Genomic DNA, 16,337 nt, shown 5'->3' with positions numbered 1-16,337 from the left:
CGGCGCATTGGTGAGGATTAGCGCAGATCCTTGACCGATACGTGGTCCATATCATCAAACACCTGGTTTTCACCTACCGTTCCCCAGATAAAGGTATAGGCTTTCGTACCGACACCTGAATGGATCGACCAGGCCGGTGAAATGACCGCCTGTTCGTTATGGACAAGAAGATGACGCGTTTCCTGCGGCTCACCCATCATATGAAAAACGCAGGCATCATCATCCATATCGAAATAGAGATAGACTTCCATACGGCGTTCGTGGGTATGACACGGCATGGTATTCCAGAGGTTGCCGGGTTCAAGCTGCGTTAACCCCATACTGAGCTGGCAGGTTTCCAGGACGTCAGGAACCAGATACTTGTTGATCGTGCGGCGATTGCTCGTGAGGTTATCGCCGAGCGTGACGGCAGCGGCATCGCCAGCCGTCACTTTGCGGATGGGCAATGTCTTATGCGCCGGTGCGCAGTTGTAATAAAACTTCGCGGGACGATGGGGGACCAGGCTGCTGAACAGGACTTCTCGGGCACCTTTGCCGATATACAGCGCTTCACGATGACCGATCTCATAGTCTTCGCCATCAATGGTGACCTGACCGGGCCCGCCGATATTAATCATGCCGAGTTCGCGACGCTCCAGAAAATAGCTGACGCCAAGTTGCTTCCCCACATCGTTACCTATCGCTAAAGCCTGGCCGACCGGCATCACGCCGCCAACAATGATACGGTCGATATGGCTGTACACCATGGTGAAATCATCGGGCACAAAGATCTTCTCAATCAAGAATTCATCGCGTAATCCTTGTGTATCCAGCGCGTTGGCGTGGGCGCTATGAATGCTTTGTCTGACTTCCACGTTAACCTCCCGTTAGTGGTGCAAGTAAATTTATACAGTAATGAATTAAAGCAGCATGAATTCATTTTTGTGCATCCTATTAGGCAAAAAATCTCTTTTCAATTAAAATTGAAATAATGTTTTATTTTTAAATTTAATTGGTGAGGTGGCTCTGGTTTTTTTTGGGTGAATTAATGATTTTTGTAAGTGTAATAGCTAACTTTGCAGCATTATTCTTATTTTTTAAAAGTAGTGTATTAGGACGGTTTTATTTAATTGTTAATTTAAATAAGTACTATCCGAAGGGGAAGAGAAAGTTCATTAAAGGGAGGGGTATGTGATGTTAAATTTTCTATTTATAAAGTTAATTTTTGAAAGAAAGTCCTTTTTCCTGTCATGGCCCCACGCAAGGGGCCATATATTTAAATTAGGTAAATTTTCACTATCGGAAAGCGGTTGTTTTTCTTTGCAAGTCCAACTGTTTTCTCCAGGCTCGATTGTGAAGAATAAAAGCGTAGGACTTATAAAACATCTCGCTATTAAGACACTTAAGAGCGATCAAACTTAACCCGATGCTTAATAATGCGCCAGTAAAAGAAAGAGAGTAATTATTGTTGCCGCTTATTGATGAAATCATAGTGATAAGTAGAAAAAATAAAGCGGTAATCAATGCCAGGATTAATATTAAAATATAAGCCCTTAGCGCCAAATATATTCCGCGCGAAACCATCATCATTGTCGTAAACAATACGAGTACATAGATAAAGGCTGCGGCAATAATACCGATAAAAACGGCGTGTTGTTCCCATCCCATCAGGTCATAGATAAATAACCAGAATGAAAATTGAGGCAGGGAAAAACTGATCACAGTAAGCACCATACTAATGATTAATGGTGCGCCAAAGGTATGTAATCCAATTGGCATGCCCATTTTTTCTTTCATATCATCTTTAATGTTCTCTAGTTCATCAACACCACTAACCTCTATTTTTTTATTTGTTTTTTCGCTTAATTTGATTATTTTATTAATGTATTTCATTTTTGTAACTTATGTAGAGGAAAGTGACTGAATAACGCCGATAACATACTTTCCCGATTGAACAATGTTTTGGGGATTCCTTAATGTGCCTGTCAACGCACTACCAGCAAACGCCGATGAATTAACCAGCGCTGACGTTAATTCGCGCTGCAGAGATTTTTGTATAGCCTCAGCAGGGTAACGTTTAGGGTAAACACCTGCTTTCATCGCTGCCTTAATACCCCCGTTTGAAATACCGGGATTTTGAGCGCGTATTATTTCTTCTGTAATTCTTTTTCTCTCAGCGCGACTTAACGTTTTAAGCCATTCGAAGGCCTTTGCAGAAGAGGATGCTTTCATTACCTTGTATGTTTCAATTGCGCTCTTCAGACCGGCTCCCGCTCCTGCAAGCGATATCACATCCAGCGCAGTCGTTGTTGCAACGTACCAGGATTGTGAATCAAGCCACGCGACATAATCTTCGTTGCCTTCATAGATAGCATACAACCGTGCAGTGCCGATAGCGCATTGCATACCTGTAGCCAATCCGCCTGCGATAATCATACCCGCGACAACACCCGATGCGCCTGCTGTCAATGGCACGGCTGCAGCAGAACCAAATGCAAGGAATCCCGTCACCACTAAAGCACCACATGAAAACATCGTCGATGTAATCTCGCTAGCCAATGACGGTTTGCTAAGCGTTTCCGTCAGCGCCTTTGCAGCAACCTGAGGATTTGTGGCATTAACCTTGGTAATGATTACATGGCTCACACTACTCTTGCTGGCTTGAGCGTGACGACGTGAAGGGCGAACCAGCCATTGTGCAAGACCATCAGAGTATATAATGCCGACCTGACTGAAGTCCCGCGTGCAATCTAAACGATTTGCCAGAGCATTGAAATCAATGTCATCTGCGGACACCATCCCCATCCGTTGGCCAAGGCTGTAATCCGGAAGGTTATTTGAATACGATTCTGGTAAGGCCATTCGCTCACTCCTTGATCATGAAAGCCGAGTTATCAACCCTAAAGGATAAAGCGTAGCGGAAGCTGATAAATTAAGAATAGTCTCAATAACCGATTAGTCCCGCAAATTCATTTACAGAAAAATCGAGTCAGCAATCTGCTTCTGTCTGGATAAGATGTAGAAAAAATATTAATGGGGTTTATATTTTAAGTAACAGGTGCAGTCGTTCGTCGCGCAGGCAAAGACTGAGTGGGCCGCGATGAAACAACGGGGGTTATTGCCGTCTTAGTACGCTTCAGTTGCCAGCGTTTTGGGCGTGAGTCTCTGGTGCCATTTCCGCTATGGCAGGTTTGATGGTGTTAAGAAAATGGCTGCACAAGATGAGCCCGCTAAAATCGGGGCCGGGCTTTCACAAAAAATTAATAAAAACCCGGTCATCAGGTGAGCATACGTTTAACAATCCTGCCTGATAATCCCTCACCTGAAATAATTTAGTCGCTCCCGTGATGAAAAGAAGAGAGGGTTCATGAACTTCCGATTCACCATGCTGGCGGCCAACAGACGGTTATTGCCTAACGTCTGGGATGCCGTGGCTTTTCCGTTGATTATTTGTCTGATTGCTATGGTCGCGGTCGGCTTTCATCAAACGTTGATGCCGATTGAGAGTTTGAAAACCCAGGCTATCTCGCTCGATCCCACTAATCTGCCGGAATATGCCATGCGCACCACGCTGCGTATGCTGGTGGCAATGCTGGCTTCCCTGGTATTCAGCCTGATTTACGGCACGCTGGCCGCCAAAAGCCGCCGTGCTGAAAAGGTGCTGGTGCCGATTCTGGATATCCTGCAGTCCGTGCCGGTGCTGGGATACATCTCCTTTACCGTCACCTTCTTTATTGCGCTTTTTCCGGGGCAGGTGCTGGGCGTGGAGCTGGCAGCCATCTTTGCCCTGTTCACCAGCCAGGCGTGGAACATGACCTTTAGCTTCTATCAGTCATTGCGCACCGTGCCAGCCGATTTGGTGGAAGTCTCGCGTGGGTTTCATCTGACAGGATGGCAACGTTTCTGGAAGCTGGATGCGCCTTTTGCCGTACCGGGGCTGGTCTGGAACATGATGATGTCGATGTCAGGCGGCTGGTTCTTTATTGTCGCCTCTGAAGCGATCACGGTCGGTAATAACACCTTTACCTTGCCCGGTGTCGGTGGCTATCTGGCGCAGGCTATTCTGCATAAAGATATCCACGCGGTAGGCTGGGTGTTACTCACCATGGTGATTGTGATTCTGGCTTACGACCAGTTGCTGTTCAGACCGCTGGTCGCCTGTGCAGATAAGTTCCGTATGGAAAACACCCGCTCAGGTAATGCGCCAACCTCCTGGGTGCGCGATTTAATGCGGCGAACCCGTCTGATTCATCAGATCTTCACGCCGTTACGGCTGCTGCTGTCAGCGCTGGCGCGTATCTCATGGCGCTGGCCGACAGCGGCACCCGTGCGTTTCGAAAACAATATTCGCCGCGCTTCAAGGCTGGGTGACACTGTCTGGGGCGCGTTCGTCATTTTACTGACCTTGTATGTGGTTTACCGGGTCATTACCTACGTTCAGATCGGCGTGACGTTGGATGAGGTGAAACACGTTTTCACGCTGGGGCTGATTACCTTATTGCGCGTGTCGGTGCTGATTCTGATTTCGTCGCTGATATGGGTGCCGTTAGGCGTGATGATTGGCCTGCGGCCTGCTCTGGCGGGGAAGATTCAGCCCGTGGCTCAGTTTCTGGCGGCCTTCCCGGCCAACCTGATGTTCCCGGTTTTCGTGATTATGATTGTGCATTTTCATCTTAATCCCGATATCTGGCTGTCACCGCTCATCGTGCTGGGTACCCAGTGGTACATTCTGTTTAACGTCGTCGCAGGGACGAGCGCGTTTCCGAATGACTATAAAGAAGCCGCCGCGAACTTTCATATTCGTGGCTGGCAATGGTGGCGTCAGGTGATGTTGCCCGGCATTTTCCCTTATTACATTACGGGCGCGATTACCGCTTCCGGAGGCGCGTGGAACGCCAGCATCGTGTCTGAATTTGTGCAGTGGGGGAATACGCAGGTCACGGCACACGGTTTAGGTGCCTATATCGCACAAACCACCGCCGCCGGGGATTTCCCCAAAATCATTCTTGGTATCGCGGTGATGTCGCTGTTTGTCACCCTGTTCAACCGTCTGTTGTGGCGACCGCTGTACGTGTACGCCGAATCAAAATTCCGTGCTAATTAAGGGACACCTGATGTTAAACACTCCACCCACACTGAACCCAGACGTGTCGAACAGAAAACCAGAAGGGCGCAAAGCTATCCTGACGGTGAAAGATATTAAGCACGGTTATGATAAAACGCATGGTGAAGTCCTGATCCTGGATGACGTTAATCTCACCCTGCAGGAAGGGGAAATTGTCGGCCTGCTGGGCCGCTCAGGCTCAGGAAAATCCACGCTGTTACGTATCATTTCTGGCCTGATCACGCCAGGTTCAGGCGCGGTCGAGTATCTGGGCAAGCCGCTTAATGGGCCGGCCAAAGGCGTGGCGATGGTGTTCCAGACCTTTGCGCTGTTTCCCTGGCTGACGGTACTGCAAAACGTGGAAGCTGGCCTGGAGGCGCTTGGCGTGGAAAAAGCGGAGCGCAGAAAACGCGCCCTGGCAGCCATCGACCTGATCGGCCTGGACGGTTTTGAAAACGCCTACCCACGCGAGCTCTCAGGTGGAATGCGTCAGCGTGTCGGTTTTGCTCGCGCGCTGGTGGTCGATCCCACTCTCTTATTAATGGATGAGCCTTTCTCTGCACTGGACGTATTAACCGCCGAAACGCTGCGTACGGATTTACTTGATTTGTGGAACGAGGGACAGATGCCGATGAAGTCGGTGCTGATTGTCACCCACAATATCGAAGAGGCCGTGTTTATGTGCGACCGCATCCTGGTGTTGTCGTCAAATCCCGGACGCGTCGTGGCTGAAATCAAAGTGCCCTTTGGCCATCCTCGTAATCGCCTTGATCCCGCGTTCCGTCGTCTGGTTGATGATGTATACACGCAGATGACCGCCAGACCAACCAGTGATAATGTGAAAAAGAGCCTCAGGCTGGGCACGCACCTGCCACAGGTATCAACTAACCTGATGGCCGGCCTGATTGAAACCCTGGCGGCCGCGCCCTATCACGGTCGTGCAGACATGCCGGATGTTGCGCGTTCGCTGCATCTGGAGGTCGATGAGCTGTTCCCCATAGCCGAAGTGCTCCAGTCACTGGGCTTTGCCGACGTCAGGGAAGGGGATATTTTCCTTACGCCACCTGCCCGGGTTTTTGCCGAATCGGATACCCAGCAACGCAAAGTCATGTTTGCCGATCATCTGCTGCGCTATGTGCCGCTGGCCGCCTTGATTAAAACCGTGCTGGATGAACGTCCCGGTCATCGTGCGCCGCGCATGCGCTTCGAGCAGGAGCTGGAAGACTCGCTGGCTGACAGCGCCGCCAAAGAGACGCTGGACAGCGTGATCAACTGGGGCCGCTATGCAGAAATCTTTTCTTATAACGATCAGACCGAATATTTTAGTCTGGAAGACGTTGAGTTTTAATTCTGCTCGCTCAGCAAAACGTTGCGCTATCCCTTACACCATCCCGTTACTCTGCACGGGATGGTGCCTGAAAGATTCTCAAGGCAATATTCCTTCCTGAAAGATAAATAAACGCGGTTTACACTGTTCTTATTCCTCAGAGGTAAGGGGCTGATTACGGCATTTAATCGATAAAATTCATTGCCTGCACATTGAAAGCCCGCTGTTTATCTATCCCTGAACACGGTAAAGCCAACCTGAACGGCCTGTTGTGGTCCAGTCCCGCCAGGCTATTAATGCCTGGGAAAGCAAAAAGGCCCATTGCTGAGCCTCTGAAAAAGACCTGATGACTCAGGGACGCCAGACTGTGCCATCCGGCGTCCTGGCCATCGTCCAGGTCGGATTGCCGCCCTCGCAGGGGAATTTTGCCGCCAGCGCTTCGTTGATATCAATCCCTAACCCCGGCTTGTCATTGACGTAAGCATAGCCCTGATCCACTTCAGGACAGCCCGGGAAGACTTCACGTAGCGCATCATTCATTGGTGTGTATTCCTGAACGCCGAAATTAGGCGAGCTCAGATCCAGATGCATGTTTGCGCAAACCCCAACTGGAGAGATATCCCCAGGGCTGTGCCAGGCGGTGCGAACACCGTTTAATTCACTGTAGATGGCGATTTTTTTCGCCGGTGTGATACCGCCAATCGAGCTGATATGACAGCGGATATAATCAATCAGCTTATTGTCGATCAACGGCTTCCACTCATTTACGTTAACGAACAACTCGCCCATTGCGATCGGCGTGGAAGACTGCTGGCGCAACATTTTCAGCCACTCCGTATTCTCGGGAGCAACCGGATCTTCAAGGAAGAAAAGCTGATAAGGCTCCAGCGCTTTGGCCATATGAATGGCATTAATCGGCGTAATACGTTCATGGGCATCATGGAGTAGCTCCACGCTGAAACCCAGTTTATTGCGCAGATGATCAAACAACCGCGGAATGCTTTTCGCATAGGCTTCCGGATCAAAATAGATCCCCGGGGCTTTGGTGCGAGGCGAGCGCTTGGGTTGAATATTTTTCGCTTTCACCATGCGATTGGCAATCAGCCGCAGGTCATCAGTACCGGCACCGCCGTACATGCCCATCTGGCAGCGAATATACTGGTAGCCTTCTTCCATTTTGGCGCGAGCGCTGTCTTCCACTTCAACTTCATCGCCGCCATCGGTGTGCACATAGAGCGCAATACCGTCGCGACATTTCCCACCCAGCAGTTCATAAACCGGCAGCCCGGCCTGTTTACCTTTGATATCCCATAGCGCCATATCAATGCCGGAAAGGGCATTATTCATTACCGGGCCATTGCGCCAGTAGCCACTCACGGCGGCGGACTGCCAGATATCTTCTATTCTGGCGGGATCTTTGCCAATCAGAAACGGGGCAAGGTACTCATCAATGGCACTTTGTACGGCGTAAATGCGCTGGGTAAAGGTGGCGCACCCCAAACCGTACAGTCCGGGCTCATTCGTTTCAATTTTAACCACCACCAGATCGATGCCGCCCGGCGCAGTCAAAATTGTTTTTACATTGGTGATGAACAGATTGCTCACACTCGCTCCTTATTATTCAGAACATTAACCGCACCGTACTCATCGCTGCACCCAGATTTAATGGTATGTTGTCATACAACATTGCCTTTCTATCATAAATTTATCCGGCTTGAATCCTGCACTGCTGTTTTTGTGACGGCGATCTAATGAAATAATGCTGGTTAAATAAATTGCTTTTATTTCCAATAAATACAATTGGTTGGTGTGATTTCTTGTTAATCATTTGTGATATGTGCCTCATAAATACGCTTTGTGTATTGATTTAATCTGCCGGCAAATTCACCTTAATAAGATAGTTGTCATACATATTTAAAGGTGGATTATGACTGCAATGTTCGATCTGACCGGTAAAACGGCTTTGATAACGGGGTCCTCTCGCGGCCTGGGTTTTGCCTACGCCGAAGCATTAGCAGCTGCCGGGGCAGAGGTTATTTTGAACGGCACGCGTGAAGCGGTGCTGAACGAGGCCGTTGAACAGCTAAAAAATAAAGGCTATCGCGTCTCCGGCCGGGTGTTTGATGTGACCTGTGAAAGCGCGATAGAGCAGGTGTTCGCCAGTCTGGATGAGCAGGGCATCGCAGTCGATATCGTAATAAATAATGCCGGGATCCAGTACCGCAAACCCATGCTGGAGCTGGAACTGGAAAACTGGCAAAAGGTGATTGATACCAACCTTACAAGCGCCTTTCTGGTTTCGCGCGCGGCAGCCAAACGCATGATTGCCCGCGATCGGGGCGGCAAAATCATCAATGTCGGTTCGTTGACCAGCCAGGCGGCCAGGCCAACCGTTGCACCTTATACCGCTGCCAAGGGCGGCATTAAGATGCTGACCTGCTCAATGGCGGCCGAATGGGCGCAGTTTAATATCCAGACCAATGCGATTGGGCCGGGATATATCCTGACGGACATGAACAGTGCGCTGGTGGACGATGCCCGGTTCGACAGCTGGGTGAAAAGCAGTAATCCTTCGCAGCGCTGGGGACGGCCAGAAGAAGTGGCCGGTACGGCCGTTTTTCTTTCATCGCCTGCCTCAGATTATATCAATGGTCAGATTATCTACGTGGATGGCGGCTGGCTGGCCGTGCTGTAAGCGTTATTGACCCGAAAGAGGAAAAACATGTGCACAGCATAATGACGCATGCCTGCGTGGCAAAGGGCAAAAAAGAGATCGCGGTTGAGCAGCGCGAACTGAAGTATTCGGATGATGATGTCGTTGTTCAAGTGGAGTGCGGCGGCATCTGCGGCTCGGATATTCATTATTACCATGAAGGACGTGCCGGATTATCCGTGATTAAGCAACCGCTAGTGATAGGTCACGAATTTGTGGGGCGGATTTTCCAGGCGCCGGCAGCATCAGGGTTAGAACCGGGACAAAAAGTCGCGATTAATCCATCACAGCCATGTGGTCAGTGTGAGTATTGTCGGGCAGGTAAACAGAATGCCTGCGCCACCATGCGCTTTATGGGGAGCGCCCAGTTCACTCCGCACGTGAATGGGGGATTTGCACAATATGTCGTGGTGCCTGCGAAGCAGTGCGTGGCTTATGATGAGCAGGTTCCGGCCAGCGTCATGGCCGTTGCTGAGCCTACCGCCGTTGTGATCCATGCGCTCAACGTGGCAGGCAGCCTAGTCGGGAAAAGGGTGCTGGTGATGGGCGCGGGCCCTATCGGCGCCCTGGCGATTGCCGCCGCAAGCGCTTCCGGCGCGGCAGAGATCGTGGCGTTCGATCCCAGCGAGCGCTGCCGCCGCATCGCGGTAGAAATGGGGGCTGATGCGGCAGTGGATGCAAGCGACCGTGTCGCCGTTGCCCGCTACGGTGAAAATCGGGGATATTTCGACGTTACGCTTGAAGCCAGCGGAGCCGAAGCGGCGATTGAATCCAGTATTCTGGTCACGCGGCCGGGCGGCGTCGTGGTTCAAATTGGGATGGGAAAAAGTCCGCTTAATTTCCCGGTAGCGCAGATGCTGGTAAAAGAAATTAGCTGGAAAGGCTCCTTCCGTTTTATCGATGAATTTGATGTGGCGGTGAAATGGCTGGAAAAAGGCATTATCGATCCGCGTCCGATTCTTTCCGGCAATTATGCCTATCACGATATTGAAGCGGCATTAAAGGCGGCCAGTGATAAAACACAACATTCAAAAGTCTTGGTTCAGTTTTCATAAAATATCTCAGAACCTGTAGTTATTACTCCGGCTTAAAACATCAGTGATTGTCGCGGGTGAAGAGATCCTCACGCTCCGCGTAAGCGGCACTCGCCTGTCATTTAGTCGCCTGTTAACGCATCGTCGACCTCAGGGTGAAAACATGAGTCATTTAAATACCCACACCACAGAACGTAATACCTCTGATCTGGTCCGGGCATCCGTATCAGGATGGCTGGGTACAACGTTAGAATTTATGGATTTCCAGCTCTATTCTCTTGGTGCGGCATTAGTTTTTCATGAAGTCTTTTTTCCCGAACAGTCGGGTGCGATGGCGCTGATTCTGGCAATGGGAACCTACGGTGCAGGTTATATCGCGCGAATCGTCGGCGCCGTTTTTTTTGGCAAAATGGGCGACCGTGTTGGCCGAAAAAAAGTCCTGTTTATCACTATTGCCTTAATGGGCGTTTGTACCACCTTAATTGGCGTATTACCCACTTACCAGCAGGTGGGTATTTTAGCGCCCTTGCTGCTGGTGGCGCTGCGTATTATTCAGGGATTAGGTGCCGGTGCAGAAATATCGGGTGCCAGCACGATGCTGGCTGAATATGCGCCCAAAGGAAAAAAGGGCATTATTGCCTCGCTGGTTGCTATGGGCACCAACTGCGGCACGTTAAGTGCAACCGCCATCTGGGCGGCTATGTTCTTTTTCTTCACCAATGACGAAGTCATTGCCTGGGCATGGCGTATTCCTTTCCTGGCCAGTTTCGTCGTAATGGGATTTGCAATCTGGCTGCGCTTCAACCTGAAAGAAAGTCCGGTGTTTGAAAACGTTGCCGAATCTGCCACCGTCAAGCCCCACCATCAGCCGGCACAGTCTGTTTTCCAGTTAATCAAAGGCAAAGCCTTCTGGATTGCTACCGGGCTGCGATTTGGTCAGGCGGGTAACTCAGGCATCATCCAGACCTTTCTGGCGGGTTATATGGTTCAGACGCTGTTGTTCAATAAGGCGGTTCCCACCGATGCCATCATGGTGAGCTCGGTAATAGGATTTTTAACAATTCCGCTTATCGGCTGGCTCTCAGACCGGATAGGGCGCCGTATTCCTTACCGCATTCTGACGCTGGGCTCGATTATTCTGGCTTATCCGATGATTTCACTCATCGTCGATAACGCGCAGGCGGTGAGTACCATCATGGTTTGCCTGATCGTAATCCACAACATCGCAGTGTTGGGCCAGGCGGCAATTGAAGGGATCACCATGGCAGAGATGTTTGGTTCCAGAAACCGTTTCGCGCAAATGGCCATCTCTAAGGAGATTGGTGGGCTGTTTGCCACTGGTTTAGGGCCGCTCCTGGCCGGTATTTTCTGCCAGCTCACGGGCACCTGGTATCCGATTGCGATCATGCTGATCGGCTATTCCTGTATCGGCCTGCTGGCTTCACTGATAATGCCAGAGGTGGTGGATAGGGATCTTACTGCAGAGGCCGATGCGTCGGGCGGCGTGCCGGATGATCGTCATCCTGTTGCCCCCTCGATTCGGGCAGGAAGCGGCGAGTAAGGCAAGGTTGAACCCTGTCTGTCACTGCGTTAGCGCAGGACTTTGCGGGAAAGGATAAGATAGAATGGCGTCATGTAGGACATCATATGAGAAGGTGTTGTGAGCATAAAATCCATTCAGAAACAGAACGTCGTTAACGAAGTGTTCGAGCAGATTAAGGCGAAGCTACTGGACGGTAGCTGGTCCGCAGGCACGCGTTTACCTTCTGAAGCGGAGCTGACGCACTCTTTTAATGTCAGCAGGGTCAGTATACGCAGCGCGGTGCAGCGCTTGCGCGATCTGGGTATCGTGATTACCCGTCAGGGCAGCGGCAGTTACGTGTGTGAAGACTTTTCGCCACAGATGCTTAATCACAATGCCAGACCGTTAATGCATCTGAGCCGGGAAGCCTTTAACGACATGATGGTTTTTCGCCAGACCGTCGAGTTTAAATGTGTTGAGCTGGCAGTGGAACATGCCACAGAAGAGGATATTGGCCTGCTGGAGCAGGCGCTCAATAACATGCTTATTAATAAAGGTGATTACAAGAAATATTCGGAAGCGGATTACGAATTTCATCTGGCGATTATCCGCGCCTCTCATAACAGCGTGTTTTACAACGTGATGAAGTCAATCAAAGATATTTATTACTATTATCTTGAAGAACTGAATCGCTCACTGGGCATTACGCTTGAAAGTGTTGAGGCGCACATCAAAGTCTTTATGGCGATTAAAAACCGCGATGCGTCCTCGGCGGTACAGGTGCTGAATGAGGCGATGAAACATAACGTGGTCGCCATCGATATGATTAAAAAAGAAGAGGGGGAATAGGCTGTTTCGCGCTGCGGGAACGCGAAAAAAGCCACCCTTTTGCAGGCTGAGGAAAACAGGGTTCACCGTGGCAGGCTTTTTATTGTCATTGCCCTGCTGGTCCGCTTTATCGCCAGTAACGCTCTGGTCTGGGCCATGAGCACGTAGCGATCCTGCATTCTGTAAGACATGACGGCGAAGCGGCAGGTTAGCCATAAGGCTCTCCCGACGTGAGTGGTGAAGTTAACGGTGGCAGAATAAACAAGGGAGCCAGTGAACCGGGCTCCCTTTTCAATCAATGCAGGCAGCACTGCTTGTATTTTTTTCCGCTGCCGCAGGGGCAGGGATCGTTGCGGCCCGGCTGTTTTTCCACAGTGACCGGCTGCTGCACCTGAGGAATCGCTTCGGGCTGTGAGATCCAGTAATCATGAAGCGCCAGGGCGGCAGGGCGGATAGCATCAATGCTGCTTTCCATTTCTTCAGGCGTCAGCGCATCAACCTTTTCCAGGTTCTCTTCTGCGCCGTGCAGGGCGATGGCGTCCAGTGAATCCTGGAGCTCAGCGGGAAGTGACGACCAGTCTGTTAAGGCCACGCCGCGCATATAGCCGTAGCACCACTCTTCAACGACGGTAAATTCCAGACCTTCCATTTCGCGCACGCCAAACAGGGGTTCAAACTGTTCTGGAAACTCAGACAGGCGGTCAGCAATGTCGTTCATGTGCTGGAAACTGAGTTCCATAAAGCGCGTCATTTCGCGCTCATTACTCCATTTGGGAATATGCTTTTCACCGCCCCAGAGCGCGACCAGCCAGCGACTTGGCTCTACCGTCGTCGGACCTGAAAGCACGGCAGTAAGCAGGCCATCCAGTTCTGAAACATCAAGAATCGACGCTTCACTACCGTATTTTTCCAGCATATCTTCGAGCCATTGCAGCTCTTTTTCGCTTAACGGGCCTTCTTTCATGGGATATCTCCGGACGTGTCGGGTGCAGCAGAAAATTTACTGCGTGTAAAAACGCGCAGTGTACACGCTTATTGCGCTTATCGCAGCGTTGCAAGGCTGCGCAGGACGACACCGGACGCCACTGCGGCATTATCTCCTCTGCTGTGTTGCGATCCGCGACTTGCAAAACGTCTTTAACAGGAGGTAACTATCCTGGTATCACATTGTTGCTTAACCTGACAGAGAAAGACAGGTAAGGTGTAGGTTGGGTCCAGAATGAGTCGTGATTCCTTACACTTACCTTTATGAGTGACGGAACCGCAGCCCTGTTTAGATTGTCTTCAGAGTAGTCTACTGTTATTAAAATCAATTCAATGTGGAAATTATTATGCGCAGGACTCAAATTGCTTTTATTTCAGCGGGTTTACTGTTCGGCTCGCTGAGCCTGATCCCCGCCGCTCAGGCTGCAGGTGAAACCACCGACAATGTGCCACCGCCGCCGCAGATTCAACCGGCCAATCCAACCGCTCAATCTGGCGATAACAACGCGCAGCCCGGTGCTGCGGCACCTGCTCAGCCGCAGGCGCCGATGAGTTCTGACTCCAACGACGGCATCACGCCAACAACGCCTTCGCAGTCAGCGGGTAATCCAGGTAAGCCAAATTACGATCTCAGCACCATTATCATTGATTATAAAGAGCACAAAATCGGCGATACCGTGCCAGATAAGTATCGGAGCAAGACTTACACCATCACCGAGTGGCAGAAACGTAATTTGCCTGCGCCTCAGCCAGATACCCACTGGGCTTATATCAATGCCAATTACATTCTGATTACCAACGACACCGGTAAGATCGTTATGGGCAAATCCGGCGATATCTTCTTCCGCGGATAGTCCTGCGGCGCTTTGTAAGTTATCTCTTCTTTCAACGGCCGCGTTAAGCGGCCGTTTTCTGTTTCTGTCTTTTTTATCAGTAATGACTTCTCAACGTGTTTGCAACATGGCAACGTGTTTTTATTCACTGCAATGGAGAAGGCATGATGTCGCAACACGTCAATCAGTATGGTCAACCTGTAGGGCAATCCATGCCCGACTGGCAGCCACGTCCCTTACCTCAGCGTGAGGTGCTTCAGGGTCAGGTTTGCCACCTTGAGCCCTTTAGCGTGGCTTCGCATGCTGAAGCACTCTGGCAGGCTTGGTCACTGGCAGAAGATGGCCGTGACTGGACCTATCTTTCTGAGGGGCCGTTTAATGATGAGGCCGCCTGGTTAGCCCATGCTGCTACGATGGAGGCGAGTCAGGATCCGTTGCATTTCAGCGTTATTGATGTTGAAACCGGTAAGGCCGTCGGAACGCTATCGCTGATGCGTGTTGATGCGCAAAATGGAGTGATGGAAGTGGGATACGTCACCTTTTCCCGATTGCTAAAGCAAACAAGAATGGCGACCGAAGCGCATTTTCTGCTGATGCGTTATGCCTTCGAGCAACTGGGCTATCGGCGTTATGAATGGAAATGTGACAGCTGTAATCTGCCTTCGCGTCGGGCCGCGCTTCGGCTGGGATTTCGCTTTGAAGGTGAATTTCGTCAGGCCCGCGTTTATAAAGGCCGCACGCGCGATACAAGCTGGTTTTCAATCATCGACAGTGAATGGCCAACTGTTAAAAATGGGCTGGAATGCTGGCTGGCAGAGGCTAATTTTACAGCCGACGGGCGACAGCGTGAAAAGCTGGAAACCCTGCGGGGTCAAGGCCTGAAGCGCGGGTAACGTCTCAGGCAAGCACATATTTAATGGTCGCCATAAGCAACGTGGTGGTCATGATCATCAGCAGACGCTGTACCCAACGCATATCGTTTTTTAAACTCCCGACGTCGGTCTTAAGTACGCTGACATCTGTTTTTAGTTCAGCGACGTCGGTCTTAAGTACGCTGACATCTGTTTTGAGTTCGGCGACGTCGGTCTTAAGTTCGGCGACATCGGTTTTGAGTTCAGCGACGTCAGTCTTGAGCTCGGCGACATCGGTCTTGAGTTCAGCGACGTCAGTCTTGAGTTCGGCGACATCAGTTTTGAGTTCAGCGACGTCAGTCTTGAGTACGCTGACATCGGTCTTAAGTTCAGCGACGTCGGTCTTGAGTACGCTGACATCGGTCTTGAGTTCAGCGACGTCGGTCTTGAGTTCGGCGACATCAGTTTTGAGTTCAGCGACGTCAGTCTTGAGTACGCTGACATCGGTCTTAAGTTCAGCGACGTCGGTCTTGAGTTCGGCGACATCAGTTTTGAGTTCAGCGACGTCAGTCTTGAGCACGCTGACATCGGTCTTGAGTTCAGCGACGTCAGTCTTGAGTTCGGCGACATCCGTCTTGAGTACGCTGCCGTCTGTTATCAGTCCACCCGTCACTGTCTGAAGGAACTCTACGCCTTTCGCCACCTCACCAGTTTCGGTTCTGAGGCATGACTCCGTTTTCTTCAGTTGCGTGCTTAGCGAAAAGATATGCTGATTCTGACGCTGAAAAGCCTGCATGACATCAGCACGGGACAGCGCATTGTCCTGCTTTAATGCCGAAAAAATATCCACCATCGCTTCTGCCTGGCGATCGTTGATACCTGCGCGCTGTAAACGTTTAAACGCTTTGTGTGTATTCATCATGGTGAGTGTCATTCAAGAGCCTTCCCGATTCATCACGTTATTACACTATCATGTCAGGAGAGCCGGTCTGGTCACAGAACAGAAAGAACATACTGCGAAATAAATTCCAATATATCAATTAGTTAAACGCGTAGTTTTCATCTTTTTGCGGGGTGGGCCGCAAAAAAACGTTGTCAGCTAGCCTCTTTTACACAGCCCGCTTACCAGGCAGTGTAAAAGGTGGGGGCTAACAGTCATCGT

General features: G+C 50.5%; 14 protein-coding genes. 8 read left to right on the top strand and 6 right to left on the bottom strand.

Annotated elements, in window-relative coordinates; genetic code table 11:
• Positions 1–17 precede the first annotated feature (17 nt).
• The 3 genes from kduI to GKC68_RS18975 all read right to left on the bottom strand — a co-directional run bounded on the left by kduI (position 18) and on the right by GKC68_RS18975 (position 2,841).
• Positions 18–854 carry a 5-dehydro-4-deoxy-D-glucuronate isomerase gene (kduI, locus tag GKC68_RS18985; RefSeq protein WP_342656410.1) on the bottom strand — a complete coding sequence of 279 codons (837 nt, stop codon included), beginning with the start codon at positions 852–854 and terminating at the stop codon, positions 18–20.
• A 421-nt stretch (positions 855–1,275) separates the two neighbouring features.
• On the bottom strand, positions 1,276–1,872 hold the full coding sequence (locus tag GKC68_RS18980; RefSeq protein WP_342656409.1) for a hypothetical protein: 597 nt from the start codon (positions 1,870–1,872) through the stop codon (positions 1,276–1,278).
• A 9-nt stretch (positions 1,873–1,881) separates the two neighbouring features.
• Positions 1,882–2,841 carry a hypothetical protein gene (locus GKC68_RS18975; RefSeq protein ID WP_342656408.1) on the bottom strand — a complete coding sequence of 320 codons (960 nt, stop codon included), beginning with the start codon at positions 2,839–2,841 and terminating at the stop codon, positions 1,882–1,884.
• A gap of 505 nt (positions 2,842–3,346) precedes the next feature.
• Here GKC68_RS18975 and GKC68_RS18970 point away from each other — a divergent pair.
• Complete coding sequence (locus tag GKC68_RS18970) at positions 3,347–5,083, top strand: ABC transporter permease subunit (RefSeq protein WP_342656407.1); 1,737 nt, start codon at positions 3,347–3,349, stop codon at positions 5,081–5,083.
• Positions 5,084–5,093: 10 nt separating this feature from the next.
• Positions 5,094–6,431, top strand: a complete 1,338-nt coding sequence (locus GKC68_RS18965; protein ID WP_028724578.1) for a nitrate/sulfonate/bicarbonate ABC transporter ATP-binding protein — start codon at positions 5,094–5,096, stop codon at positions 6,429–6,431.
• 330 nt (positions 6,432–6,761) lie between these two features.
• Here GKC68_RS18965 and GKC68_RS18960 read toward each other — a convergent pair whose 3' ends face one another.
• Positions 6,762–8,015: an enolase C-terminal domain-like protein gene (locus GKC68_RS18960; protein WP_089528175.1), complete on the bottom strand. Its 1,254-nt coding sequence runs from the start codon at positions 8,013–8,015 to the stop codon at positions 6,762–6,764.
• A gap of 322 nt (positions 8,016–8,337) precedes the next feature.
• Here GKC68_RS18960 and GKC68_RS18955 point away from each other — a divergent pair, with 322 nt between their 5' ends.
• From GKC68_RS18955 to GKC68_RS18940, 4 genes are all read left to right on the top strand, one after another.
• Entirely contained in the window at positions 8,338–9,105 is a 768-nt protein-coding gene (locus GKC68_RS18955) for an SDR family oxidoreductase (RefSeq protein ID WP_014595262.1), read from the top strand.
• Positions 9,106–9,146: 41 nt separating this feature from the next.
• On the top strand, positions 9,147–10,178 hold the full coding sequence (gene idnD, locus GKC68_RS18950) for an L-idonate 5-dehydrogenase (protein ID WP_342656907.1): 1,032 nt from the start codon (positions 9,147–9,149) through the stop codon (positions 10,176–10,178).
• Positions 10,179–10,320: 142 nt separating this feature from the next.
• Positions 10,321–11,718, top strand: a complete 1,398-nt coding sequence (locus GKC68_RS18945) for an MFS transporter (protein ID WP_342656406.1) — start codon at positions 10,321–10,323, stop codon at positions 11,716–11,718.
• Positions 11,719–11,817: 99 nt separating this feature from the next.
• Positions 11,818–12,528, top strand: a complete 711-nt coding sequence (locus GKC68_RS18940) for a FadR/GntR family transcriptional regulator (protein WP_013024491.1) — start codon at positions 11,818–11,820, stop codon at positions 12,526–12,528.
• 274 nt (positions 12,529–12,802) lie between these two features.
• On the opposite strand, the gene GKC68_RS18935 is transcribed toward GKC68_RS18940, so the two are convergent.
• Positions 12,803–13,471: a YecA family protein gene (locus tag GKC68_RS18935; RefSeq protein ID WP_342656405.1), complete on the bottom strand. Its 669-nt coding sequence runs from the start codon at positions 13,469–13,471 to the stop codon at positions 12,803–12,805.
• A 367-nt stretch (positions 13,472–13,838) separates the two neighbouring features.
• Between GKC68_RS18935 and GKC68_RS18930 the strand changes: the two genes are divergently transcribed.
• Both GKC68_RS18930 and GKC68_RS18925 read left to right on the top strand, forming a co-directional pair.
• Entirely contained in the window at positions 13,839–14,345 is a 507-nt protein-coding gene (locus GKC68_RS18930; RefSeq protein ID WP_028724584.1) for an RcnB family protein, read from the top strand.
• Positions 14,346–14,488: 143 nt separating this feature from the next.
• On the top strand, positions 14,489–15,217 hold the full coding sequence (locus GKC68_RS18925; protein WP_342656404.1) for a GNAT family protein: 729 nt from the start codon (positions 14,489–14,491) through the stop codon (positions 15,215–15,217).
• A 4-nt stretch (positions 15,218–15,221) separates the two neighbouring features.
• Here GKC68_RS18925 and GKC68_RS18920 read toward each other — a convergent pair whose 3' ends face one another.
• Positions 15,222–16,109, bottom strand: coding sequence for a hypothetical protein (locus GKC68_RS18920; RefSeq protein WP_342656403.1), 888 nt, complete (start codon positions 16,107–16,109; stop codon positions 15,222–15,224).
• Positions 16,110–16,337 lie beyond the last annotated feature (228 nt).

The sequence above is a fragment of the Pantoea sp. RSPAM1 genome (assembly GCF_038816185.1).
GTDB lineage: Bacteria > Pseudomonadota > Gammaproteobacteria > Enterobacterales > Enterobacteriaceae > Pantoea > Pantoea ananatis.
This window is presented reverse-complemented; position numbering and strand designations above follow the sequence as displayed.

Excerpts from the sequence above, each read along its gene's own strand:
- GKC68_RS18920 (WP_342656403.1), bottom strand. The coding sequence starts at position 16,109 with ATGACACTCACCATGATGAATACACACAAAGCGTTTAAACGTTTACAG.
- idnD (WP_342656907.1), top strand. The coding sequence starts at position 9,147 with ATGACGCATGCCTGCGTGGCAAAGGGCAAAAAAGAGATCGCGGTTGAG.
- GKC68_RS18975 (WP_342656408.1), bottom strand. The coding sequence starts at position 2,841 with ATGGCCTTACCAGAATCGTATTCAAATAACCTTCCGGATTACAGCCTT.
- GKC68_RS18970 (WP_342656407.1), top strand. The coding sequence starts at position 3,347 with ATGAACTTCCGATTCACCATGCTGGCGGCCAACAGACGGTTATTGCCT.
- GKC68_RS18925 (WP_342656404.1), top strand. The coding sequence starts at position 14,489 with ATGATGTCGCAACACGTCAATCAGTATGGTCAACCTGTAGGGCAATCC.
- GKC68_RS18955 (WP_014595262.1), top strand. The coding sequence starts at position 8,338 with ATGACTGCAATGTTCGATCTGACCGGTAAAACGGCTTTGATAACGGGG.
- GKC68_RS18980 (WP_342656409.1), bottom strand. The coding sequence starts at position 1,872 with ATGAAATACATTAATAAAATAATCAAATTAAGCGAAAAAACAAATAAA.
- GKC68_RS18930 (WP_028724584.1), top strand. The coding sequence starts at position 13,839 with ATGCGCAGGACTCAAATTGCTTTTATTTCAGCGGGTTTACTGTTCGGC.
- GKC68_RS18935 (WP_342656405.1), bottom strand. The coding sequence starts at position 13,471 with ATGAAAGAAGGCCCGTTAAGCGAAAAAGAGCTGCAATGGCTCGAAGAT.
- GKC68_RS18945 (WP_342656406.1), top strand. The coding sequence starts at position 10,321 with ATGAGTCATTTAAATACCCACACCACAGAACGTAATACCTCTGATCTG.
- GKC68_RS18965 (WP_028724578.1), top strand. The coding sequence starts at position 5,094 with ATGTTAAACACTCCACCCACACTGAACCCAGACGTGTCGAACAGAAAA.